This window comes from Photobacterium lipolyticum (assembly GCF_003026475.1).
GTDB classification, from domain to species: Bacteria; Pseudomonadota; Gammaproteobacteria; order Enterobacterales; family Vibrionaceae; genus Photobacterium; species Photobacterium lipolyticum.
Window position 1 is genome coordinate 321,817 of record NZ_PYMC01000001.1, and the last position, 23,819, is coordinate 345,635.

At 44.4% G+C, this 23,819-nt stretch carries 20 protein-coding genes and 2 tRNA genes; 14 read left to right on the top strand and 8 right to left on the bottom strand.

The window, feature by feature from the left end; all coding sequences use genetic code 11:
- Nucleotides 1-4: 4 nt before the first annotated feature.
- From C9I89_RS01350 to C9I89_RS01390, 9 genes are read left to right on the top strand one after another with little or no spacing between them, the layout of a single operon-like run.
- Nucleotides 5-1,252 (top strand): CpaE/TadZ family protein, encoded by a 1,248-nt coding sequence (locus C9I89_RS01350; protein ID WP_107281546.1) that lies wholly within the window; start codon nucleotides 5-7, stop codon nucleotides 1,250-1,252.
- Nucleotides 1,249-2,520, top strand: coding sequence for a TadA family conjugal transfer-associated ATPase (locus C9I89_RS01355; protein ID WP_107281547.1), 1,272 nt, complete (start codon nucleotides 1,249-1,251; stop codon nucleotides 2,518-2,520). Before C9I89_RS01350 ends, C9I89_RS01355 begins: the two co-directional genes overlap by 4 nt.
- A gap of 2 nt (nucleotides 2,521-2,522) precedes the next feature.
- Nucleotides 2,523-3,428, top strand: a complete 906-nt coding sequence (locus C9I89_RS01360) for a type II secretion system F family protein (protein WP_425440400.1) — start codon at nucleotides 2,523-2,525, stop codon at nucleotides 3,426-3,428.
- Nucleotides 3,428-4,279 carry a type II secretion system F family protein gene (locus tag C9I89_RS01365; RefSeq protein ID WP_107281549.1) on the top strand — a complete coding sequence of 284 codons (852 nt, stop codon included), beginning with the start codon at nucleotides 3,428-3,430 and terminating at the stop codon, nucleotides 4,277-4,279. Before C9I89_RS01360 ends, C9I89_RS01365 begins: the two co-directional genes overlap by 1 nt.
- A complete protein-coding gene (locus C9I89_RS01370; protein WP_107281550.1) occupies nucleotides 4,279-4,977 on the top strand; it encodes a tetratricopeptide repeat protein in 699 nt (232 codons plus the stop codon). Before C9I89_RS01365 ends, C9I89_RS01370 begins: the two co-directional genes overlap by 1 nt.
- Nucleotides 4,978-4,991: 14 nt before the next feature.
- Nucleotides 4,992-5,468, top strand: a complete 477-nt coding sequence (locus C9I89_RS01375; protein ID WP_107281551.1) for a TadE family protein — start codon at nucleotides 4,992-4,994, stop codon at nucleotides 5,466-5,468.
- A complete protein-coding gene (gene tadF / locus C9I89_RS01380) occupies nucleotides 5,458-5,973 on the top strand; it encodes a tight adherence pilus pseudopilin TadF (RefSeq protein ID WP_107281552.1) in 516 nt (171 codons plus the stop codon). Before C9I89_RS01375 ends, tadF begins: the two co-directional genes overlap by 11 nt.
- Before the next feature lie 2 nt (nucleotides 5,974-5,975).
- Nucleotides 5,976-7,499, top strand: coding sequence for a pilus assembly protein (locus C9I89_RS01385; RefSeq protein ID WP_107281553.1), 1,524 nt, complete (start codon nucleotides 5,976-5,978; stop codon nucleotides 7,497-7,499).
- 4 nt (nucleotides 7,500-7,503) lie between these two features.
- Nucleotides 7,504-8,157, top strand: coding sequence for an OmpA family protein (locus C9I89_RS01390; RefSeq protein WP_107281554.1), 654 nt, complete (start codon nucleotides 7,504-7,506; stop codon nucleotides 8,155-8,157).
- A 217-nt stretch (nucleotides 8,158-8,374) separates the two neighbouring features.
- On the opposite strand, the gene yiaY is transcribed toward C9I89_RS01390, so the two are convergent.
- Nucleotides 8,375-9,523 carry an L-threonine dehydrogenase gene (yiaY, locus tag C9I89_RS01395; protein WP_107281555.1) on the bottom strand — a complete coding sequence of 383 codons (1,149 nt, stop codon included), beginning with the start codon at nucleotides 9,521-9,523 and terminating at the stop codon, nucleotides 8,375-8,377.
- 695 nt (nucleotides 9,524-10,218) lie between these two features.
- On the opposite strand from yiaY, the gene C9I89_RS01400 reads away from it, so the two are divergent.
- Complete coding sequence (locus tag C9I89_RS01400) at nucleotides 10,219-12,687, top strand: ATP-dependent Clp protease ATP-binding subunit (RefSeq protein WP_107281556.1); 2,469 nt, start codon at nucleotides 10,219-10,221, stop codon at nucleotides 12,685-12,687.
- A 50-nt stretch (nucleotides 12,688-12,737) separates the two neighbouring features.
- Here the strand turns inward: C9I89_RS01400 and C9I89_RS01405 are convergent, their stop codons facing one another.
- From C9I89_RS01405 to C9I89_RS01435, 7 genes are all read right to left on the bottom strand, one after another.
- Entirely contained in the window at nucleotides 12,738-13,133 is a 396-nt protein-coding gene (locus tag C9I89_RS01405; RefSeq protein WP_107281557.1) for a phosphate ABC transporter substrate-binding protein, read from the bottom strand.
- Nucleotides 13,134-13,143: 10 nt separating this feature from the next.
- On the bottom strand, nucleotides 13,144-14,373 hold the full coding sequence (locus tag C9I89_RS01410) for a hypothetical protein (protein WP_107281558.1): 1,230 nt from the start codon (nucleotides 14,371-14,373) through the stop codon (nucleotides 13,144-13,146).
- Between the two features lie 25 nt (nucleotides 14,374-14,398).
- Nucleotides 14,399-16,018, bottom strand: a complete 1,620-nt coding sequence (locus C9I89_RS23100; protein ID WP_107281559.1) for a methyl-accepting chemotaxis protein — start codon at nucleotides 16,016-16,018, stop codon at nucleotides 14,399-14,401.
- A 638-nt stretch (nucleotides 16,019-16,656) separates the two neighbouring features.
- Complete coding sequence (locus C9I89_RS01420) at nucleotides 16,657-17,553, bottom strand: 1,4-dihydroxy-2-naphthoyl-CoA synthase (protein WP_107281560.1); 897 nt, start codon at nucleotides 17,551-17,553, stop codon at nucleotides 16,657-16,659.
- A gap of 260 nt (nucleotides 17,554-17,813) precedes the next feature.
- Nucleotides 17,814-17,904 (bottom strand) — tRNA-Ser (locus C9I89_RS01425).
- Between the two features lie 23 nt (nucleotides 17,905-17,927).
- Nucleotides 17,928-18,015: transfer RNA gene (locus C9I89_RS01430), tRNA-Ser, on the bottom strand.
- Between the two features lie 314 nt (nucleotides 18,016-18,329).
- Nucleotides 18,330-18,779 carry an L-alanine exporter AlaE gene (locus tag C9I89_RS01435; RefSeq protein WP_107281561.1) on the bottom strand — a complete coding sequence of 150 codons (450 nt, stop codon included), beginning with the start codon at nucleotides 18,777-18,779 and terminating at the stop codon, nucleotides 18,330-18,332.
- Between the two features lie 999 nt (nucleotides 18,780-19,778).
- On the opposite strand from C9I89_RS01435, the gene C9I89_RS01440 reads away from it, so the two are divergent.
- The 4 genes from C9I89_RS01440 (at nucleotide 19,779) to C9I89_RS01455 (ending at nucleotide 23,766) form a co-directional block, all read left to right on the top strand.
- Entirely contained in the window at nucleotides 19,779-21,326 is a 1,548-nt protein-coding gene (locus C9I89_RS01440; RefSeq protein ID WP_245905377.1) for a tetrathionate reductase family octaheme c-type cytochrome, read from the top strand.
- Nucleotides 21,316-21,921 carry a cytochrome b/b6 domain-containing protein gene (locus tag C9I89_RS01445; RefSeq protein WP_245905378.1) on the top strand — a complete coding sequence of 202 codons (606 nt, stop codon included), beginning with the start codon at nucleotides 21,316-21,318 and terminating at the stop codon, nucleotides 21,919-21,921. Before C9I89_RS01440 ends, C9I89_RS01445 begins: the two co-directional genes overlap by 11 nt.
- A gap of 40 nt (nucleotides 21,922-21,961) precedes the next feature.
- Nucleotides 21,962-22,288, top strand: a complete 327-nt coding sequence (locus C9I89_RS01450) for a hypothetical protein (RefSeq protein ID WP_107281562.1) — start codon at nucleotides 21,962-21,964, stop codon at nucleotides 22,286-22,288.
- Nucleotides 22,289-22,383: 95 nt separating this feature from the next.
- Nucleotides 22,384-23,766 carry a DUF3373 family protein gene (locus C9I89_RS01455; RefSeq protein WP_107281563.1) on the top strand — a complete coding sequence of 461 codons (1,383 nt, stop codon included), beginning with the start codon at nucleotides 22,384-22,386 and terminating at the stop codon, nucleotides 23,764-23,766.
- The last annotated feature ends 53 nt before the right edge of the window (nucleotides 23,767-23,819 follow it).

The window sequence follows — 23,819 nt, forward strand, 5'->3', positions numbered from 1 at the left end:
AACTATGTTTGATATTGCCAAAGCGATCAGCCAGACAGCCGAAAAAAAGAAAGTTCAGCAGGGACCTTCCGGTTGCAGTTTGTTTTACCAAACAGACAGCTGTAAAGAACTACTACAGGAAGTTTTCCGTTTTGAGGGTTGGTCTGAACCTGACTGCGTCAAAAACACCTTACCTCAGCCTAATCTGAAGCCTAAAGGATTAGAAGAAATCATCATATTGGAGCTGAATCAATCCGACAATGTGGTGGAAGATGCAAAGGCATTTGCCAGCCGGTTACCCAATCACAAGGGTATTATCGTCATCGGCCAGGAAGATGCGATTACCACCTTGCGCGGGTTAAAAGAGATGGGGCTGTATTACCTGTTCTGGCCGATCAATAAACAGGAGGCCAGTGATTTCATACGTCATGTGCATTCCAACATTGAGCGCTTTACGGGTGTCAGTCAGAACCGTAAAGCGAAAAAAGTCGCCATTATTGGCAGTAAGGGCGGGATCGGAACGACATTAATCAGTGCAGAGATTGCATCCAAACTTGCCAGCTCAGGGACAGATACGATTCTGGTCGATCATCAATATCACACAAGTAATATTGATATTATGCTCGGGCTTAAAAACTTTGAAAAACAAAATGCCGAAAATCTCGGGCTGCAATTTCACGATATGGATGAAGAAAGTGCAGCGGGCTATCTGCAACCCATCAGCAATAACCTTCGCATGCTGGCACTAAGCGGAAACGTGCCAGTGACCGATCTGCTCGGCTACAGTCACAGTATTGTTGACCTGCTGCACCGTCAGGCAAACTTTATTATCGAAGACTATTCAGGATCTGCCGATTTCAAATTGGATATTCCCTTACTGGTAAAGCGCAGCAACGTTATCGTATTAGTCATTGAACCTACGGTAGCTTCGGTCCGAAATGCCCGACAGTTAATGGAGTCGATATGCCAATACCGGCAATTAGAGCAAAAAGAACTGCGTCTGTTCCTGTTTGTCAATGTACATCGTCCGGATGCCTATTTTCCGCTTAAACCAAAGGAAATAGAAGAGCACCTAGAAAAACCTATTGACGTTGTATTGCCATACAACCGCAATTTTGCCGCCATGTTACTGCAAGGACAGCGCCTGCATAAACAGAACGCTAACCTTGCCGGACCTTTCCATGATATTTCACTGCTGCTGAACGGGAAGTTACTTGATAGTAAAGGTCGCAAACTATCATTGACTCGACTATTCAACCGGGTTAAACGATGAATAACAATAAATCACTCTATTTAGATTTTAGAAACAGAATTTTTGAGGTACTGGATCCTCAGGCTGTTGCGAACATGCAAAAACCTGATCTTGAGATCCAGATCCAGAAAGCCATAGAGATCCTGGCTAACAATTATTCACGGCCAATCCCAAGTGTCGTACGTAGCGGACTGGTAAAAAATTTAATTGATGAGCTGGTTGGTCTGGGGCCATTACAACCGTTGATAGAAGATGACAGTATCAGCGATATTATGGTGAATGGCTGTAACCACATTTTTTTTGAACGGGGTGGTAAGGTTCATCAGTCAGAGGTCAGCTTCGTCAACGAAGAACAATTGCTGGAAATTGCACAACGCATCGCTTTCAGAATTGGTCGTCGGGTAGATGAATCCTCCCCCATGGTGGATGCCCGCCTTGAAGACGGCAGCCGAGTCAATATTGTTATCCCGCCAATCACACTTGATGGCACTTCGATCTCAATTCGTAAATTTAAAGAAAACCAAATTGGTCTAGAAGAACTGGTAGGCTTTGGTGCTATGTCTCCCGAAATGGCCCGAGTTCTGATGATAGCTGCACGTTGTCGATTAAATATTCTGATCTCGGGTGGTACCGGTTCAGGTAAAACGACACTGCTTAATGCGCTTTCACAATATATAAGTGATGATGAGCGTGTTATTACTATCGAGGATGCTGCCGAACTGAAACTTCAGAAGCCGCATGTAGTACGGATGGAAACCCGATCTGCCAGCACCGAAAACACCGGGGCAGTCACGCAGCGAGAGCTGGTGATCAACTCACTGAGGATGCGTCCTGATCGTATCATACTGGGTGAGTGCCGGGGCTCTGAAGCATTTGAGATGCTACAAGCCATGAATACCGGCCATGATGGCTCGATGTCGACCTTACACGCCAATACCCCTCGCGATGCAATATTCCGAGTTGAAGCTATGGTCATGATGGCAAATCTGAGTCTGCCATTAGAAGCTATTCGCCGCACCATAGTCAGTGCGACCCACTTAATTATCCAGGTCAATCGCCTGCGCGATGGCTCACGAAAAGTGACCAGTATTTCAGAAGTTGTCGGTCTCGAGGGCGACAATGTCGTGATGGAAGAACTCTTTCGCTACCAGGCAAACGAAGCACAATCACTCGATCATGTCACCGGTGAGTTTACGACATCAGGTATCATGCAACGCTCTATCGTCATGCAGCGAGCCAGCTATTGTGGCTTACAGGACGAGTTGATGGCCGCATTCAGGAGTCTGTGATGATACTGTCTCTGTCATTGATCCTGTTTGGCATTGCTGCTTACCTACATGTTCGACAAAAAGAAAATCTGAAAAACCATTTTCTGATTAAAAATATAGAACAGCAAGAGACGGAAAGTGTCGAGGCGGTCAATCTTGGCTCCCTCTACCGAGCGCCTATCTACCGTAAGCTGAAAACATCACTCACCCCGGTATTTTTAATGCTGGGAAAAGGTGCCTGGCTGAAGCTAGTGGTCTACTTTTCAATCATTACAGTATCATCTGCATATATCAATCAAACGATCCTGCGACTAGATCACTATTGGCTGCCGGTTTTAACCCCTGTTATCGGCTTTTTCTTCGGCTGGCAATGGCTATTAAATAAACGTCGCCAAGAATTTGAACATACCTTTCCTGATGCGCTGAATATCATGATGAGTGCAGTAACAGCCGGTGAAAGTATCACCCAGTCAATCAGTTACGTGGGTAAAACCATGGATAACAATATTGGTCAGGAATTTCACCGAATGGGAGAACACCTTAAGCTCGGTGAACCCCCCGAACAAGTGTTTAAACGGGCGTGCAAAAACGTGCCTTATCCAGCATTTCTGTTCTTCATTGTGACTATTCGGGCCAATATGGCTCGCGGCGGTCAATTAAAAAACGTGATGGCACGGCTTATTCGGGTACTGGTTGATGCCAGAACGCTGGAAAAGAAAAAGATGGCGATGACTTCAGAAGCCCGTCTTTCAGCGAAAATTGTCGCGATTATCCCGTTGGCATTCATGGTGTTGCTCAATTATATCAACCCAGATAACGTAAATTTTGTACTCACCGATCCAAGTGGCCGCTTAATACTTTATTACGTATTAGGCAGTGAATCACTCGGGCTATTTATCGTCTGGTTGCTGGTTAGAGGTGTACGTTGATGACGTGGCTAATTGTTTTGCTATTGGTGATCAGTACGGTGATCGCTGTCGTGGTTACCCAAAGCATTAATAAAAAAATACTCAAAAATAATACGCGTCATTTCCTCGATATCCGGAAAAAGACGACACTGTCACAAGTCAATAATTTCCTTGCTAACGTTGGCCGGGATCATCAGGCCGATCTAGAAAAAAAGCTTATTGATGCCGGTATTTATAATCAACAACTGGCCAAGTACTATTTGCCCGCCAAATTTGGCACTCTGTTAATTGTTAGTGTGATTATCGCCCTATCCGATATGGATTTAACCAATAAAGGTTTATTCGGTGCTTTAAGCCTGATTGCCATTTTGGTGCTACCGGATGTTTTTTTAGAATTACGTAAAAAAGCAGTCGTAAAGAAAACATCACGTCAACTTCCCTATATGCTGGATATGATGGCGGTTTGTGTACAGACAGGGATGACGATTGAAGCGTCACTGACTTATCTCAGTAAAGAGCTCAACGCCTTTGATAAAGATCTCTGTTACCACATTCGTAAAACAGCGGATTCATCCAAAGTACAGGGCCTGGAAAAAGCCTTGTATGATCTCGGTGAACGCCTGCCGACACATGAAATACGTAGCTTCACCTTAACGTTGATTCAGAATCTGCAATACGGTACTTCAATTTCAAACATTCTGAGTTCTCTTGCTGAAGATATGCGAAAAATGCACGTCTTAGGGATGGAAGAAAGGATCGGTAAACTGTCCGCTAAAATGAGCGTACCTCTTATTCTGCTAATCATGTTCCCGATTGTGATCCTGATCCTGGCTCCGGGTATAATGCAAATGTCATTGGATATTGTAAATTAATGTGCAAATTCTACGTTATTCTTCTTTCAGCATTACTGCTTGTCGGCTGTGTCTCTCAGCCCCTGCCCGATAAAAACGAAGCTAATTTAATTGCGGCTAATAATTATCAGGGGCTAACAGAATATTACAAGTCTCAACTTAAAACATCGCCTGACGATAAAGCATTGATGGCAAAACTCACTGGTGCTTATTTTAAAGCAAATGACTTAGAATCGGCGCGCTTCTATACCCAACACTTATTGACATCAGGCTATGACAGTGCTGATTTTCTCTATCTGGCGGGCAATGTCTATATGGCTTCAGAACAATATCCTGAATCAATAGATGCCTTTGAGCAAGCCCACAATAAAGGCTATGACGAATCAGATCTTAATGTCAGTTTAGGTATTGTGTACAGTAATCTGAGTGAGTTTGAAAAAGCGCAAGACCAATTTAATCAAGCCCGGCTTAAAGGTCATAACGACATTGCCGTCAAAAATAACTTAGCGGTTATTTACATTGCAAAAAATCAGCCGGAGCAGGCAATCAATATTTTAACCCCTATTTATCAAGCTTACCCTGATAATGACAGAGTAAGAATGAACCTGGCTGTTGCGCTAATAAAGTCCGAAGATTACGCGACTGCCCATCAACTACTCAAGAACTATTACTCCGATGATGAACTCATCACGTTGATGCGTTCAATCAAAGCGCTGTAACAGGACAACTGAAAATGCAATCTAGACAGAAACAGAAAGGGGTATTCAGCATTGAGTTTGCACTCGGTGCAATCGTGTTGTTCTTCATCACATTCGCTGTATTTGAACTGTGCCGTTTTATCTACATTATCAATCTGACCGAAACCGCGCTCAGAGAGTCTGCTCGTGATACTCGTTTATATGAAAGACAACAAGACCACCTTGATTACCAGCTGCGATTTCAACAAATGTTCAAGCAACAAGGCGCTTTATGGCACTACCTGGTTGCCCCAAAGCGCTACAGCCTGACGATTGATTACTATCAAAGCTATTCGGACTTACTCGCAGGTCAAACGTCCAGCAACCGTGGTGACAGCCCATTTGCTCAATACACAGTGACTTACCGTTATGTACCGGCATTGCGTATTCCGGGGATATCAGAAAGAACCCTTAGCCGCTCCATGCTGATGGTGCAGGAGCATGAAGGATGGGATAAAGAAAATGAGGAATAAACAACGAGGAGTTTTTGCGATTGAAATGTCCTTTGTGATGTTTTTTCTCGCCGCACTGCTGTTTTTTACCGGAGATATCGCCTACAAGCTGTTCAACCGAGGCAACCTGGATCGGGCCAGCTACTCGCTGGTGAATATTGTCAAAGAACGAAGCCGATTTTATGACAAACGGTTTGAGCTAAACCAGCAAGATCTTTCTGATATGCAGAAGCTCGCCTCAGAGTTACTCAATGATCATAAGCAATTTGGCTTACGGGTTGAATCATTGGTCAAGGGAAGCTATCAAGAGTTCAATAACACCGTTGACGCTTCAACAGCCTGCTCAACATTAGACAGCCTCAATAATCCAAAAAGAAAAGAGCTGGTACCTGTCAGTTTAAAAGGAAAAGAATTTCCGCTGTATCAGGTCACCCTCTGCTATCGCGTCGACAACTGGTTTGACCGTTTTATGGGCAAAAATAAAACCAGTTACCTTCATTCCTCATCTGTGATTGCAGGGCGTTAACAATGGCAACAATGATGCGAAAACAGCGTGGCTCAGCCGGTATCTATATGGCTTTATTCCTTATTCCGCTCTTTGGCGCAATTTTTCTTGCGCTGGAGGGAACACGCTATATCCAGAAGCAGAACAGACTAGCCGACGGTGCCGAGGCTGCTGCTCTTGCGGTGACGATGGCAAACCATGGCAATACCTCTTCTTATGAAAAAGATCTTGCTGAAAAATATATTCAAGCATATGTGCGGAATATCAAGGGGATTAGCCAATTAGAAGTGACTAGCAAAGAAGACCAAACAACTATCCCCTCGTCAGAAGGTAATATTGAAAAAAAATATACCCAATACAAGGTCACCGCAAAAACCAACCATAATTCCTGGTTTTCGAGCTTCTTGATCCCAAGCTTTTCTCCAATCGAAACGGTTGCCAACCAGGCTGTGGCGAGGAATTACCCTGAAATACTAGGAGATAAATTTGTCGATATCGTTTTTGTCTCTGACTTCTCCTACTCTATGAATAATAATTGGGGTAATGGAAAGACAAAAATCAAAGTGCTCACTGATGCAATCAAACAAATATCAGATGAAATTCTTGTCTCGACTTCTGATGGTAACATCAGTCAAAACAGAATTGGTTTTGTTCCCTTTGGATTGAGAACTCAAATTAAGAACTCAGCAGGTAAATATTTTTGCGAATCAAACGTCAGATATACAGATGAATATGAAAAAGTCAATTGGCAGTATTGGTCAATATTCACTACGGATTATATAAAAAAATGCTCCGAAGATAAGAACAACTGTAAAAAACACAATTCCCTGTTAAAAACACAATTACAGCAACAAGCAAAGATTGTGATGAATGTTTACAATAATACAAATTACAGAAACTGGGGAACACCTGATAAGCCTGTTTTTATTGATATAAAAAAAACAATTGAAAACATTTTTACACCCAACATTAGAACAACTCGATTTAATACAGCCAAAAACAAGTTATGGGATTCGTCTGGATTATGCAGCAAGCATAACAGTAAAAAGTTTTGGTCAATTAAACTAACAAGCGACCCTAAACAACTCGAGCCTATCTATAATTCCATGTCTCCTGGTGGCTGGACAGGCGGTTTCCAAGGCATAATTAAAGGTGCAAAAGTATTACACGCAGGGAAGCCTGCACAGGGTTCTGATAAATACAGTGAGTATAAAAGAAGATTGAAGCTTTTATTAATTCTAACTGACGGAAAGGAGTACCCTTACAATTTACTACTACCAGATCTTGTAGAAAATAAGATGTGTGAAAAAATCAAGGAAGAGTTTAAAGATAGTGACGTACCATTGCATATAGGGGTCATCGGCATTAAATTTGCAGCCAGTAAGGAAAGTGGCTACATAGATTGTGTAGGAGAAGACAATATTATCGATGTGAACGAAGTGGATGACCTTGTAGAAACAATTAAGGAACAAATTAAAAAAAGCAGTCAAGCCGAAGGCGTTTCCAAACTGCATTACCGCTACACAGACGAGTTTATAGAGAACTAAAACAATGATAAAAAATCTACTGATCCTAATGACATGTTTAGCCTCAACAGCCGTGAATGCCCAAACCGGCTTCAATGATCTACTGGTTAAATACTGCGGAAAATCGAGCCACAATACCAGCCAGTCAATATCGATTGATCAGGTGACCGCCATCGGCCATCACCGCAACGGTTATTTGCAAATTTCGCAAGAGGTCAGTGATCCGGAACTTCAGCTTGAGCTAATCAAACTGGCCCATCGTGTCGATATTAATGATGGTTGTATGGAGTTTCTTGATGCAACTAAGATTATCACCTCGAAACGAAATAACGAGTTGACTGCAGAGATTGAAGATAACGTGATCGCACGAGTCTATTTTGACTTTGATCGTTACTCCCTAACACCGGAGTCAAAACTCATTCTGGATAGCATTGTGGCACGGTTGATCCGCCATAAAGATATCATCCATATGGAAGGCCATACCGACAGCACTGGCAACAAAAAGTACAACTATGCCTTGGGCTTGCGCCGTGCAAAGGCTACCACTCAATATCTGGCTGATAAAGGTTTGGCAGAGTCTCAGATTGAAGTGTCTAGCCACGGTGAAGAACAACCGCTGAAGGATAATCAAACCGTTGAAGGCAGAAAAACTAATCGCCGTGTAGAAGTATTGCTATAACGACTCAAGCAACCCTACCCTGATGTTGACAGAATCCGCTCTATTACAGAGCGGATTCTTTCCTCATCCGCAATCACGTAATTTAAAGCTCCTGTAAATAATTCTGACTTCTTATATATCCAAGATCAACGCCATACTAGGCTCAAAAAAAACGGGCAGCACGAAAGTGTTGCCCGTTTTTACTTTTATCTGGCGCTATGCCATACGGTTACCCGTATTACATCGCTGCAGCATAAATTGCTGAGATTTCATCGTGTGTTGCTTGTTTCGGGTTAGTGAAACCACAAGCATCTTTCAGTGCGTTATCTGCAAGAATCGAAATATCTTCATCCTTTGCACCAAGCTCTTTCAAACCAGCCGGGATACCAACATCTTTAGACAGTACCTGAATTGCTTCCAATGCAGCATCAGCACCTTGTTCTGCTGTCATACCTTCTACATTTACGCCCATTGCTTTTGCAACATCACGAAGACGCTCAGGACACACTTGTGCGTTGTAACGCTGAACATGAGGCAGCAGTACTGCATTACATACACCGTGTGGCAGATCGTAGAAACCACCTAACTGGTGCGCCATTGCGTGTACATAACCCAGAGATGCATTGTTAAATGCCATACCAGCCATGAACTGTGCATATGCCATTTGCTCACGCGCTTCAAGGTTCTGTCCATCTTTAACCGCAGTACGCAGATTAGCCTGAATCAGTTCAATTGCTTTGATTGCAACAGCATCAGTAATTGGTGTTGCCGCAATTGAAACGTATGCTTCGATAGCGTGAGTCAGTGCGTCCATACCTGTCGCAGCAGTTAACGAAGCAGGTTTCGCTAGCATTAACTTAGGATCATTGACTGAAATTAATGGCGTAGTGTTCTTGTCAACAATTGCCATCTTGATGTGACGAGCTTCGTCAGTAATGATACAGAAACGCGTCATTTCAGAAGCTGTACCCGCCGTTGTGTTAATTGCAACTAGCGGTAGCTGAGGTTTCGCAGACTGGTCAACACCTTCGTAATCACCAATTTTACCGCCGTTAGCAGCCACCAGCGCAATACCTTTTGCACAGTCATGCGGAGAACCACCACCTAAAGAAATAACGAAGTCACAGCGGCTCTCTTCAAGAAGAGCAAGACCAGCTTCTACATTACCAATTGTTGGGTTTGGTTGTGTACCGTCAAAAACAGCAGCTTCAACGTCACGCTCAGCTAACAGATCCACGACCTGCTTTACCACACCAATCTGGTTCAGTACTTTATCTGTAACAATTAACGCTTTCTTAAAGCCATGAGCTTTAATTGCGTCTGCCGCGTCAGTTAGACAGCCAGCACCCATCAGGTTAACAGTAGGAATAAAAAATGCGCTGCTCATAATAAAATCTCCATAATTATCAAATACTAATTACGATAGCACTCTGCAAAATCTAAAATTACCCGTTTCATATGCCGGATATTTTTCTACTGAGCAAATACTCTATATGTAATGAGTATCATCGAATTCACGACTTTCCGCTTGGGTTGTTTTATACCACCTGAGGATTATATCGAAACTTGATCTCGGACAATTTCTGCAACTCGAATGTAAGTACTTATTTGGAATTATGACAGCGATCACCTTTACCTTGACAAACCACAAACTTACTGTTTACAACAGGAAACAGTGCATTTCATTTAATCAACAAATGCGTATAAAAAAAGCGCTGATTTGCATCAGCGCTTTTTGGGGACTAGGCAAATCGAATAAACAAACTCAGTGAAATAAATTTCCAAAACAGTACCGGGTGGTGACCCATGAAAGGAGCTGCTTCATGACTCTTTAAAATCAGCTGATTAGGTGATGTCGACAAGTCCGCTAAAAAAACTGTCATCACCTGATAGCGTAATTGAGGGAGGGGGAACGAAAAACCAATGCCAACTAAAACAGCGTATTTCAGCTTTTGACACAAAGATAAGTAACAAAAAAAAACAGCTAAAAGAAAGTTAGGACTATATTATTAAACAAGGGCTTGCCGGAGATAGCCAGCCTGTATAAAGCGGCCTTCTTTTGAAACAGACAAGGAGCAGAGAATGTTTCAGCAATACGTTCACCAAAGCACTCAGAAAGTCCATGAAATACTGCAAATAGCAGTAAACGAGCTGATTGGCCTGCATTTGTTTACGCTGTCTTCCGACTTTATTCTATTGGGCTTGTTACTACAGGATAAATCGGAAGCGCTGGATATTCTGGCCTCCTTGTTACCTGATCATATCACCAAACGCAAAGCGATGATGGATCTCATCTATCAGCAGCATCCCCCGCAACAAAACGTCAATATTGAGAAGATCACGACGGCCACTGATGCCGATAAGGCCCTTGAAATTGCCAGCCAGGAAGCCAACCGTATCGGTGATACCTATATCGGTACCGACATTTTGCTGGTCGCACTGTTTGACGATATGTGCGGCCCTGCAGCCAAAATCCTGAAAACGACAGGATTAACCCAAAGCCAGGTTCGGGCAGAGTTACTGAAAAAACGTGAAGGCAATATTCTGACCACCGCCGATGCCGAAAGCCGGGTAAACGTACTGAAGGAATTTACGGTAGATCTGACCGAGCAAGCATTGAAGGGAGAACTTGATCCGGTGATCGGGCGCGAAGAAGAAATGGATCGGGTGATCCAGACCCTCTCCCGGCGCAAGAAAAATAACCCGGTGCTGATCGGTGAAGCTGGTGTCGGTAAAACCGTGATCGTAGAGGGCATAGCCCAGCGGATGGCCGAAGCCGATGTGCCGGAAACCTTAATCAATAAACGGATATTATCGCTGGATATGGCACAAATTGTCGCCGGTTCGAATATGCGCGGTGAATTTGAACAGCGATTAATCGGTGTCCGAGATGCGATCATCGAGGCCGAAGGACGTATTATTCTTTTTATCGATGAATTGCACACCGTGGTGGGGGCAGGAGCGACACCCGGTGGACTGGATGCCCCCTCGCTGCTTAAAACCGCATTGGCAAAAGGCAGCCTGCAAGTCATCGGTGCCGATACCACGGATGAATATCGCAAGTACATAGAATCGGATAAAGCACTGGAACGGCGCTTTCAGCCGGTTTTTGTCAAAGAGCCCACAGTCGAGGAAACCGTACAAATCCTTGAAGGCATTTGCTCCAAGTACGAAAAACACCATCAAATCCGCTACGATAGCGAAGCCCTGCAGGCTGCTGCGCGTTTATCCGAACGTTATATCGCCGACCGTAACCTGCCGGACAAAGCCGTCGACCTGCTGGATGAAGCAGGCGCCCACAAGCGCCTGCAGTTTATCGCCATGCCGACCAAATTGCGTAAAATGGAAAAAAAGCGCCAACAGTTACTGAGTAAAAAACAGGCGGCTTTTGATCAACAAGATTATGAAACCGCAGCCGCTCATCAAATGGAGCTAAGTAAAACATTGGAAGCTCTCGATACTGAGCGGCAGACATGGCAAAAGACCATCGCCAACACAGCAAAGGTCGTCACTGCCGAAGATATTGCCGCCGTTGTGGCGAAGTGGACAAGCATTCCCGTCGCGAGAATGGTTGAATCGGAAGCCGATAAACTTGGCCACATGGAAACCAATTTGCATAAACGTATTGCCGGTCAGGATGATGCCATCAAATCCGTGTCGCATGCAATCCGCCGAAACCGCGCCGGAATTTCACAATCAAAACGTCCCATCGGCTCCTTTCTGTTTCTGGGTCCGACAGGTTCGGGCAAGACGGCCTTAGCAAAAGCCCTTACCGAATTTTTACTCGATGATGAGTCGCGTATTATCCAGCTGGACATGTCGGAATACATGGAGCGCCATGAAGTGTCAAAAATGATCGGCGCACCTCCGGGGTATATTGGCTATGGCGAGGGCGGACAGCTTACCGAAAAAGTACGGCGCAACCCCTACTCGGTTGTCCTGCTGGATGAAATTGAGAAAGCCCACCCCGATGTTTTTAATATGCTGCTGCAGATCCTCGAAGATGGTCACCTGACCGATGCCCAGGGGAGACAAGTCTCGTTTCGCAACACGGTGATCATCGGCACCTCAAACCTGGGAGTCGAAACCCTGGGGCCCGATCACAAGCAAATCGGTTTCATGTCCTCGGTCACCCCCAGTTATGAAGATGCCAAGCGCAATGTCCTGCAGGAAGTAAAACGCTTCTTCAAGCCGGAATTTTTAAATCGCCTTGACGATATTATCGTCTTTCATTTTCTTGAACGAAATCATGTTCTGCTGATTGCCCATATGATGGTTGCCGAGCTGCAATCGCGCCTGCTGGAAAATGAGATCACCCTGAATGTCGATGAAGCAGTGATCGACAAATTGGCAACCGACGGATTTGACATCAATTTTGGTGCCAGACCCTTACGCCGTGAGATAGAAAAACAGCTGGAAAACCCGCTGGCTTCTTACTTAATCAATCAGGGAGGAAAAAAGCGATGCATCGTCGATGTGACCCTGGAAAACAAAGACATCTGTTTCCAGGTTGATGGCGAAACGGTTATTAAAGGTCTGAATGTTCAGTAGATGGCATAAAAGCCATCACAACATCTTTGCTGTGATGGCTTTGAGGGATATTAAGGACGAAGAATGACTTTTACGCTGCTATCAACTTCCGACTCATCAATATAACCAATCGCATTGCTTTGATTGGCAACGACGCTTTTCACGAGCGCTGAAGATGCCAGTACTTTTGGCGGTTTACCTTTACCGGTAAAGACCTTTTTGGCCCAGTACGCCTGTAACTGAGCTTCGGTTTTACTTGTCACCTTACTGTGAAACTCGGCTTTTAAAGGGTTGCCGTCTTCCAGCTCAAGCGCCTCAATATTTAGTGATTTGGCTTTACCAAGATACACCTTCTTAATCGTGCCGGCATCAAGATCATTAGCCCCCGGATTCGCCACCACAACAACTGCGGCATTGGCAATTGCCGAAGCACAAAACATCAGGGCCAAAAGTGATTTTTTCAACATGCGGATCCCCTTAGAACATCACATCAAGTTTGACGGTATAAACAATGGTGTCATCGATGGTGCTATCAGTCGCAGCTCCACTCAGACCGCCCCGGGTATCACCAAAATCTGTGCTGTAGGTGACATCGGTTGTGATCGCCACGTTGGACTGCACATCCCAGCGCAGACCTGCACTGTAGCTGGTACGTTCGATATCTAGCAGCGCCTGTTGCATACCTTTAACTTGTGCTAACTGGATGGTTTGCTGATTAATCGGAAAATCAACCGCACGTTCATCATTATCTTTGGTTTCTGAACGGGCAACGGACACATAAGGGGTGAGCGAATTCACGTTATAGCCCAGAGTCAGATAAGCGGCATCCACATCCTGATAAAAGCCTTCAACTTCTGTTCTGGTCAGCTCTGATAAGGCAAAGAAATTTCCCTGATCATAACGAGCCCCCAAGCCAATAAAGGTTGCCTTGTCGGAATCAAACGTCGTCATAGGGATAACATTCCCGTCTATGTTCCAGTCTTCATCTCCATTAACCTTGGCTTGGGTATAGCTGGCACGTAACGTGACCGTCTCATCCGTCCAGCTCACTACACCACCGATAATGTCACGGAATTTCGTCTCGACACCTAAACTACTCTTACTCGCAGACACTGTACGGTTACCACCAAAGGCCTGTAGCGAGACGGTGCTGTCGTCGAGCTCGATATCATACAAAACATCGACACCGGTGAATGAAGACACAACTACAGTGCCGTACACTTCTTCCGGCACGCGTACCCAAGGAGTCGCGTAACCTACCTCAAGATAATCGGATAACATAAACAGCGGTAAACGCAGTTTACCTGCGCGAGCCGTTAAGCCATTATCAAAATGGTGACTGATAAAAGCCCACTCCACCTCGGGATCCCAGTCGTCTTCACCGCGAGCAACCAGCTGTACTGTGACATCAGTTCCCTCAGCGACATTGAAAGATCCCTGCAAACCCACCAAGGACCCGTTGTCAAATTCAGCCTGATTCGTTGCGCCAGCAAAGCCTGCATCATTGTCAGACACTTGCATCGCCACAGAGGCAAACCCATTGAAAGTAAAGCGGTCTGACATGGTTGATGCCTGTTGTTCTGACAACAACGCAACCTGTCTTTCCAGTTGCTCAATGCGTTGTTCGGCTGACTGCTCTGTCTGTGCCTGAATTGAAAACGCACACAGGGCAGCTAGTGGCAATAGGCGAAATGCCTTGATTGTCATTATTATTCTCCAATTATTGGGGGTATTAAACTTTAAATTGCGAGGTGGAGTGGCTTAACTGGCCTACAACTTTACTCAGTTGTTCACTCGCACTGTCGAGACGTCCGGTTGCAGAGTTAACCTGCGCTGCGCTCGATCCAAACTCACTTAATAAACGTTGGATAAGGATGGAAGTTTGGTGCTGCTCTTCTGTGGCAGACACGATTTGCTCATTAACCACAGTAATATCGGCTACCTGACGGGTAATGGAGCGCAAGCTTTCGCCTGCCAGCGCTGAGCGCGATACACCTTCATCAGCACTTTTTTGCCCCACCTGCATCGCGGACACCGCGACTTTCGATGCATTTTGCAGCTCTTCCAACACCTGCTGGATTTCTTCGGTTGATTGCTGAGTCCGTGCTGCCAGTGTGCGGACTTCATCGGCGACAACGGCAAAACCTCGCCCCTGCTCGCCCGCTCTCGCCGCCTCAATTGCCGCATTTAGCGCTAATAAATTGGTCTGATCAGCAATAGCTCGAATCGTATCTAAAATAGCACCGACATTGCTCGTGTCGACGGCCAGCTTATTGATAACCTCTGCGGTTGCTTTGACTTCATTTGATAAATCATTGATAGCTTCGACCGTATGCTGAACAACAGCAAAGCCATCATCGGCATTTCGGCTGGCATCATTGGCTTGCTCAGAAGCTTGGCTTGCAAACTTAGCAACATGATTGACGGTTTGGAGCATTTCACCGACCGACAAAGTCACCTGCTCAATATTATTCGACTGCTCACCTATCTGGCGGCTGGTATCGTGGCTGCTTTCGGTCAACTGACCCGTGATAGATTTCAGTTGATTGATACTGACGATAGTGTCAGAGATGGTCGTATGGAGCTTGCCAATAAAGCGGTTGAAATTTTCAACCAATTCAGCCATTTCATCCTTACCGTCATAATCAATGCGTACGGTAAGATCGCCTTCACCCTGTGCGATCTCCTTAAGACGGACAGTTACGATTGAAATAGAGTGGCCAATAGAGCGCCGGATGGCTTGCCCGAAGACCAGTAACAGTAAAACACTCATACCGCCTGTTAGTATTGAACGAGTACCTGCCTGCTCAGCGTTTTCTCTGGCACTGCCCATCATTAAAACAACTTGGCCACGGACAAAGCTTTGCAAGGTGTTTATTTCATCTTCGAGGGCTTGCCTTCGTTTGCTGTTAGCATCGGCAAGTGCAGACAGCTCAGCCATTGGCCGATCAAAATTGATCAATGCAAGAGCTAACTGATTGCCGTTTGAAAAATAATCACCAAGCAACCCTCCGATGGTATCAAAGCTCTCTTGTTGCGAAAGCAAAAAAGAATGCGCTTGTGCCAACTGACTTTTCATTTCTTCTGACAGTAATAAGGCACCCTCTAACGCCTCTTCATCTCCCGTTATTACTGCCGTTTCAAATTGTTGCTCCAATTGAGGCAGTAGCCCATTAAGCTGTACCACTTTTTCCATGGCGGGATAATACTGCGCTTCCAACATTGCCAGTTGTTGGTTATTCAATTGGTGAACCTGCACATTCATCCAGATAATAATACCAACACCAAAAGAACCCAGTCCCATCAATAACCATAATTGATGCCGAATTGTGAGCAAGCGAGAAAGATTCATATATTCCCTGATGAAAATATCAATAGCAGATAATTATCGCGGATTATATGGGTGAGGGGTATATTGTACAACTTATATTTTCACAAAAAACAATAAACTGTTCACATTTTAAATATGTTAGCTAATTATTGAACACCTGATGATATCTATATTATTTCATAGGAAAATGATTTACTGCGGTCTAATGCCATATATAACATGTCTTAATTGAATGTTATTTACCCATATAAAAAACACTCTTCAAATGAAAATAAATCATGATTTGCACGCAAAACAAACAGAAAAACAGACTTATAAAAAACCGTCAATAATATAACCCTACCCGTCAATAATATATCCTCAGATATATTACAACATAAATAACCAATTTAATTCACCAGAATAATAGTGCAGCTTACAATACGTTTTTTATTTAGTTTAATATTTCCTGATTAAGAAGAACGTATTCATTCCTGTGTTGTTGAATGCGATAAAAGACAACTTTCATCGCGTAAGCATGCTAGATAGAACTGCAAAAAAACCAGTACCTAAGTTAGGTACTGGTTTTTGACATCCTCAAAGGATCGTTCAACCGATCATTTATCGCTAACTGATCGGCGTTACTGCTCAAAAAAACTATTTTAATCCGGGAAGAGAACTTAGTAATGCCAAGGGAAGCGGCTGAAGTCCTGGTCACGTTTTTCCAAAAAGGCATCACGGCCTTCTTGGGCTTCTTCGGTGCCGTAAGCCAGGCGAGTCGCTTCACCGGCAAACAGCTGCTGTCCAACAAGGCCGTCATCCGGTAGGTTGAAGCCATACTTCAGCATTCGCATCGCTGTTGGCGACTTGCTGTTGATCTCTTTCGCCCAAAGTAGAGCTTCATTTTCCAGTTCAAAATGATCCACAACCTTGTTGACCATCCCCATTTCATAGGCTTCCTGTGCGCTATAGTTAAAACCACAGAAGAAGATTTCACGGGCACGTTTCTGGCCAATCATCTTTGCCAGATAAGCCGAGCCGTAGCCTGAATCGAATGATGCAACATCAGGATCTGTTTGCTTGAAAATAGCGTTTTCTTTCGACGCAAGAGTCAAGTCACACACCACATGTAGGCTATGGCCGCCACCTACTGCCCACCCTGGTACGACAGCAATGACGACTTTTGGCATAAAGCGAATCATGCGCTGAACTTCAAGGATATGGAGGCGACCCATGCGGGCAACATCTGCTTTGCCGGCTTCTTCACCTTCGTATTTATATCCGTCTTTACCTCGGATACGCTGGTCTCCACCTGAAGAGAACGACCATTGGCCTTTCTTCGACGGACCATTACCGGTTAGCAGTACACAGCCAACATCAGACCATTGGCGAGCATGGTCAAGGGCCGTGAAAAGCTCATCTACGGTTTTCGGGCGAAATGCATTCAAGCAATCAGGGCGACTGATTGCAATACGAACCGTACCGTGCGCTTTGGCGCGATGGTAGGTGATATCTTCAAAATCAAAGCCAGGGACTTCATCCCATAGTTCGGGATTAAAAATTTCTTTGCAGGTCATGATGACGATTGCCTCATTGGTTAGATGCTGTAAGGCTATGGTATTAGCGCAAAATGTCAATGAATTATGAAGAACGGCGATAACACCAACGCTTACCCTGGTTGATATAGCAAATACCAGTCAGTTAAGCTGACTCGCTGACCGTGCTGCGTTTTCTTTGCATAATACGACAGAGTGATCTAGGAACGGTGGATTTGAACCTTAGTTCTACCAAGCAACAGATGCAAAAAAGGCTCGCATTTCTGCGAGCCTTTAGAATGTGGCGGAGAGATAGGGATTTGAACCCTAGATACGCTATAAACGTATGCCGGTTTTCAAGACCGGTGCTTTCAACCACTCAGCCATCTCTCCAATTTTTTCACCTTAAAAGATGATGGCGGTGAGGGAGGGATTCGAACCCTCGATACGTTGCCGTATACACACTTTCCAGGCGTGCTCCTTCAGCCACTCGGACACCTCACCACATTGTTGTTCAACGCTCTGCGTCTCAACGGCGGCTAATGTAATGGCTTAATGGATTAGGGTCAAGAGCTTTTCTTCAATTGCAGTCCGATTGCCGACTATTAGATCAAATCGTTTTATTCTTGGCCCAATCACTTATTTTTACTCACTGATACAGATTTATTCACCATTTTTATTAGAACGCCCCATCATTATGAGCATCTTCTCCCTTACCATCGCTTCTTATGGATTTACTGGCCAATAATGGTACTGCAAAAGTTTACCTGTCTGTACAGTGATACTAATGTCAGCTCTTTGCGGGTACAAAGCGCTGACTATGCTTCCTGATAGTAGCCTGGCACTTTAAACATTCGACGGCAAACATCAAGAAACTGACCGTAAACGATTCCAAGCACACCAGATACCAAGGCGCTACTGGTAACGGCTGTCATTATTTGGTCTGCATCGGCACCAACCACCCACAAAATGCCTGCGTATACCGGTGATTGAAATAAAACGTAGGCAACCATATCTGACACAGCTTTCATCCAACGACTGGGGGACAGACGGTAGCCGGAACGTAAAACATAATCACGGAAAACACCGTAAGGCCACGCAATGGCAATATTCACGGGAATCGATAAGGTTCGCGATGCTAAAGATTGTTCGAATGTCATACCAGATACAAAAACTTCAATAACCATGCCGGTAACAAAGCAAAATAGAACCATCGCAAATGTATCTGCCGCAGCATTGCGCATGTTGAACTGACCCTTAACAGACATACCGACCTACCAATAGATAGCAAATAAAGCTATCAATAAACAAGATAATAGAGAGTTTAACTGGGTATTTGCTTCGCACCAGTTGATTCGCGTATTAAAACAGGTTTTTAGCAAAATATGCCACCAAATATTTTAAATATTGGTAAATTTACAACTGATTTTTATCCGATTTTCAACATGATTAGCTAGCCAGGCGGCACTTCCGTGCTACAGCGGCAATATCTTCCGGCATCCTCCACCATTTTATTAGCTAAACTTCATCATTTTTCCTATTTTCCTAATGGTTAAGTCACAAAATTGACCTATCTGGTATAGAACATACTGATTAATCAATTTTATCGACAGTTCAAGATGGAGAAAATCAATTTTCACACCCGCAACCTTTACAACATAAATAATTGTATTAAAAGTGATTTAATGAGTGTTCATCCGGGGGGTTATTGAGGCTTCTGTAAAACAATGCGAGTTCCACATTGAACTATGCATAATTCAGCTAATTCAACGGATGATTAGCTAAAAAATAGCGCTCCTTTTTAGAATGTTCACTCAAGGTGTAGAAAATAGTTTTTTCGCCACTGCATGACAATGTATAGCCAAATTTCAACCAGCACTAATCGGGGATTTCCCAGATGATATTTGTTCCTATTTGGCTGTAAATCAAACTGGTCATATCGAGGGAATATGATTGCAACCGTGTAAATTCACCACCTCTAATAAACCTTACGCTAATGAACTCTTTACTAATTTAGCATTTACTTAAACTATTTGACCCAGATTGCATTTACTCACCAAATTGCATGCTAAAGTTGGATCATATAGAAACTGTCAAAGCAGAAATTTAGCGCATTGAGTTGCTTGTTATTTCCGACATTGATAGTTGAGCCGGTTTCACATTGAGGGAGATGTTTCTATATGAAACATAACATTGTGCTGCTATTTTTACTGTTCTTCGCTTGGTGTGGGTATGGAAACGCTTCCACTTCGACGATGAAAACACCGTTGCCGACAGCGACCAGTACCAGCTTTAACACCGCCGATCATGCCAAATTCGAATCGCTTGATCAGGAGTTTGACTATGCGCCCGACGTCACCGAGGCGTGCCTGGAATGTCATACCGAAGCGGCTAGCCAGCTCCACCAGACCTTCCATTGGCGTTGGGCCGCCAAGGTCGATGGCAAGATGGTCGGTAAGGGACAAAACGGCTTCAACAACTACTGCATATCCGCACGAGGCAACGAGAGCTGTACGCAATGCCATACCGGTTACGGCTGGCGCAACGATGATTTTGACCTTGAAGCGGAAGAAAATGTTGATTGCCTCGTTTGCCACGACACCACGGGCACTTATAAAAAGTCGGCGGCGATGTCGGGTCATCCCTACTACGAAGACACTAAGGTCGGTGGCAAAATCATTCCTGCGGTTGATCTACGCAAGGTGGCACAAAATGTCGGCGCACCTCAGCGGCAAAACTGCCTGGCCTGCCATGCCAATGGCGGTGGGGGGAATGGCGTAAAACATGGCGATACCGATATGTCATTGGTTGATCCGGTTCATGAGCTTGATGTACATATGAATTCTGACAAGCTCAACTTTACCTGCCAAACCTGTCACTCAACAAGCGGCCATCAAATTTCAGGCCGATACAACGACCGGAAAGCCTTTATTGACCACGAACCGAATATGGGTCGCCAGGCTCGCGAGGGCAAAAATGTCTCCTGCGAATCATGCCATGACACTAAACCTCATGAGGAAAGACAACTCGATAACCATACATCCAAGGTTGCCTGTACCGCCTGCCATATTCCTGAAATGGCTCGCGGCCCCTATCTGACCAAACTCAGCTGGGACTGGTCGACAGCAGGCAAATTGAAAGATGGCAAGCCTTATGCCGAAGACGAAATGTTCGATGGCGTCGAGGCACACAGCTATATGAGCAAAAAAGGCACCTTCACCTGGGGGCGTAACGTCGTACCTGAATATCGCTGGTACAAAGGCGAGCTCAAGCAGATGACGCTTCAGGACGAAATCGATCCTGCTTCGGCACCGATCGACATCAACCCTCCCAGCGGCGATTACCAAGATCCGGATGCCCGCATCTGGCCATTCAAGATCCATCGTGGCAAACAACCCTATGACACTGTGATGAATCGGATCCTTCCGCTCAAGCTCTATGGCCGCAAAGGCACGGGCGCCTTCTGGACTGAATACGATTGGAATAAAGCACTCGAAGCCGGTGCCAAAAACAACGAAGTGGAATTCAGCGGCGAGTTCGACTTTATCGAAACCAATGGCTACTGGCCGATCAAGCATATGGTTGCGCCCGCTGAACAGGCATTGGAATGCGAAGCGTGCCATGCACGTGATGGTCGCCTGGATGAACTCACCGGTTTTTACCTTATAGGACGTGATGCCAATCCATGGATTGAAGGCTTTGGTGCGCTAGCCATCTTTGGTGGCCTGTTCGGAGTTGCCGGTCACGGCGGCTATCGCTACATCGCAGCGCGAAGAAGAAAGCAGCAACAGGGAGGCCGTAACGATGAAAAATAAAGAGATGAATAAGGTCGTTGTCATATTCAAACGATTTGAGCGATTTTGGCACTGGGGCCAAGCCGCCCTCGTCCTGTTGCTGATCCTGACAGGATTGGAAGCGCACGGATTATTTACCCTGTTCGGGTTTGGCTCTGCGATCGAACTCCACAATATTGCCGGATTTATCTGGGCCGGACTCATTGTGCTGATCTTCACCTGGATATTCACGACCGGTGAATGGCGACAATACACGCCTTCCTTGAAGAACGTCGATAGCACACTCCGATTCTACCTGTACGGCGTATTTGTCGGGGAGAAACACCCCCACCATATGACGCCGGAAAATAAATTCAATCCGCTGCAACGTTTGGGATATCTCGTCATTATTTTTGGTTTACTGCCATTGCAGGTAATCACAGGGATATGCTTTTACTTTTTCCCTGAATTGCGAGCATACGGCGTGATCAACCAGATCGATCTTATCGCGATCTTACATACGGTCAATGCTTACGCGCTGCTGAGCTTTCTGGTGATACATCTGTATATGATCACCTTTGGCGAAAAGCTTTCATCGCATATTCGGGCAATGATCACCGGTAAAGAACAGATCTGAAACTAACTGGAATATTAATAATAAAATCAAGGTGGCAACTATGAAAAAAATAATTTTAACCGCATTTAGCTTAATGCTCGCATTCAATGCTTCAGCAGATGTCGATAAAGGACAGAAATATTACCTGAAGTATCTTCGTCCGCACTTTGAATACAATGGCCAGGACTTTGCGAGTCAACATCTCAAAGTGGAATGGAAGCGATTATTCAAGAAAGATTCAGCCAGGTTCATTAAGGAATACTCAAAGAAACACCCGGAATCAAAAGAGTTTCTTGAAAGCGATACGTTCCAGAAAATAGCCCCAGATGTGAAAGATTTTGCAATGAAATATGCAGCTGACAGCGGTGAGTTAGCGAGTTGTAATTAATACAGTGAAATAAAAGATGGTGTTATCGAATTATATGATATTGGGTTACGGATAACTCCATCATTGTTCATTCTATATAAAAACAAGGACGAATTATGAACAGGTTAACTCCTATTGCTACTGCCCTTATTCTTGCATTATCAGCCCCGGTATTAGCCGATCAGGCTGAAGATATTGAAATGCTTAAAGAACAAGTCCGAGAACTACAAAAAAAAGCGGGTGGCCATAACTTAAAATTCAGTGCTGATTATCGTGTTACCGCAGATGCTATTGAGTATAAAATGGCTGACGGTTCAACAGCTAAAAATGATGGCCTTTTTGCTAACCGTTTAGAAATTGGTATGGGTTATCAATATAATGAAAACCTTATTTTTAAAGGTTTACTTTCATACAATAAAGCATTCGGCGAAAGTATGGACCGCGACGATTATGGTGACTTTGATTGGGTTGTCAATGAAAACCTCGATGATAATTCACTTAATGTAAAAGAAGTATACATGCTTTATTTAGGTGACCAATTCTTAGGGAATAACCAAATCCCCTGGTCATTCAGTATTGGTCGTCGTCCCTCAACTAACGGTTTTTTAGCTAATCACCGTGAAGGGTATGATGAGGAAAAATCTCCTTTAGCACATTCGATTAATGTTGAATTTGATGGCTTCAGTCTCGCAACTAAGCTGGATAAAATAACAGGTGTTGATGGTATGGCTGCCAAAATCTGTGCGGGCAGAGGGGTAAGTGCTACGGCTGCGCCACGATTTTCAATGCCTAATCCAGAAGATGGTTCATATACTCCTGATTATGCAGAAGTTCCGGGCGGGCTAGATAATACTGACATGATAGGTTTGATTTTCACGCCTTATGATGATGGGCAGTATCATATAAAAACCCAATATTATTATGCCAATAATATGATAGATATAAATCAAGCTACCGGGCAATTTGAAGACCTTGGTAATTTGCAGAATCTAACATTATCAATGGAAATTAATGGTATTGGAGAGTTCATCAACGACTTCTTAGATGACACTGTATTATTTGCATCTGTTGCTGCCTCACAAACAATGCCTAAAGACAATCAACCCATGTTAGGATCATTGGATGATGAGACGGGTTACTCATATTGGGTCGGGGCTAAAATCCCGGGCTTTTTTGCAAACGATTCGTTTGGTTTTGAGTATAACCACGGTTCTAAATACTGGCGTTCATTTACCTACGGTGAAGATACTTTGGTCGGGTCTAAGATTGCCGCACGTGGTGATGCGTTTGAAGCGTATTACACTATCCCAATTATTGATGAATCATTATATTTCCAGCTTCGTTATACCTATATTGATTATGACTATACAGGAAGCAACGGTTTCTTTGGTGATAGTGGTGCGCCAATGTTAATTAATGATGCCAAAAACTCACCTTTTGCCGGTATGGTCGTGGAAAGCGCACAAGATGTTCGTGCGATGATCCGCTATACCTATTAAAAATAGGTGAGTTGATTACTATCTTTCACCCACTAAGTTTAGACATGCAATTT

What these genes read in the sequence shown, in the direction of transcription:
- C9I89_RS01420 (WP_107281560.1), bottom strand. Translation starts at nt 17,553, where the DNA reads ATGACCTGCAAAGAAATTTTTAATCCCGAACTATGGGATGAAGTCCCT.
- C9I89_RS01410 (WP_107281558.1), bottom strand. Translation starts at nt 14,373, where the DNA reads ATGACAATCAAGGCATTTCGCCTATTGCCACTAGCTGCCCTGTGTGCG.
- C9I89_RS01365 (WP_107281549.1), top strand. Translation starts at nt 3,428, where the DNA reads ATGACGTGGCTAATTGTTTTGCTATTGGTGATCAGTACGGTGATCGCT.
- tadF (WP_107281552.1), top strand. Translation starts at nt 5,458, where the DNA reads ATGAGGAATAAACAACGAGGAGTTTTTGCGATTGAAATGTCCTTTGTG.
- C9I89_RS01435 (WP_107281561.1), bottom strand. Translation starts at nt 18,779, where the DNA reads ATGTCTGTTAAGGGTCAGTTCAACATGCGCAATGCTGCGGCAGATACA.
- C9I89_RS01375 (WP_107281551.1), top strand. Translation starts at nt 4,992, where the DNA reads ATGCAATCTAGACAGAAACAGAAAGGGGTATTCAGCATTGAGTTTGCA.
- C9I89_RS01445 (WP_245905378.1), top strand. Translation starts at nt 21,316, where the DNA reads ATGAAAAATAAAGAGATGAATAAGGTCGTTGTCATATTCAAACGATTT.
- yiaY (WP_107281555.1), bottom strand. Translation starts at nt 9,523, where the DNA reads ATGAGCAGCGCATTTTTTATTCCTACTGTTAACCTGATGGGTGCTGGC.
- C9I89_RS01450 (WP_107281562.1), top strand. Translation starts at nt 21,962, where the DNA reads ATGAAAAAAATAATTTTAACCGCATTTAGCTTAATGCTCGCATTCAAT.
- C9I89_RS01350 (WP_107281546.1), top strand. Translation starts at nt 5, where the DNA reads ATGTTTGATATTGCCAAAGCGATCAGCCAGACAGCCGAAAAAAAGAAA.
- C9I89_RS01455 (WP_107281563.1), top strand. Translation starts at nt 22,384, where the DNA reads ATGAACAGGTTAACTCCTATTGCTACTGCCCTTATTCTTGCATTATCA.
- C9I89_RS01400 (WP_107281556.1), top strand. Translation starts at nt 10,219, where the DNA reads ATGTTTCAGCAATACGTTCACCAAAGCACTCAGAAAGTCCATGAAATA.
- C9I89_RS01370 (WP_107281550.1), top strand. Translation starts at nt 4,279, where the DNA reads ATGTGCAAATTCTACGTTATTCTTCTTTCAGCATTACTGCTTGTCGGC.
- C9I89_RS01405 (WP_107281557.1), bottom strand. Translation starts at nt 13,133, where the DNA reads ATGTTGAAAAAATCACTTTTGGCCCTGATGTTTTGTGCTTCGGCAATT.
- C9I89_RS23100 (WP_107281559.1), bottom strand. Translation starts at nt 16,018, where the DNA reads ATGAATCTTTCTCGCTTGCTCACAATTCGGCATCAATTATGGTTATTG.
- C9I89_RS01355 (WP_107281547.1), top strand. Translation starts at nt 1,249, where the DNA reads ATGAATAACAATAAATCACTCTATTTAGATTTTAGAAACAGAATTTTT.
- C9I89_RS01385 (WP_107281553.1), top strand. Translation starts at nt 5,976, where the DNA reads ATGGCAACAATGATGCGAAAACAGCGTGGCTCAGCCGGTATCTATATG.
- C9I89_RS01390 (WP_107281554.1), top strand. Translation starts at nt 7,504, where the DNA reads ATGATAAAAAATCTACTGATCCTAATGACATGTTTAGCCTCAACAGCC.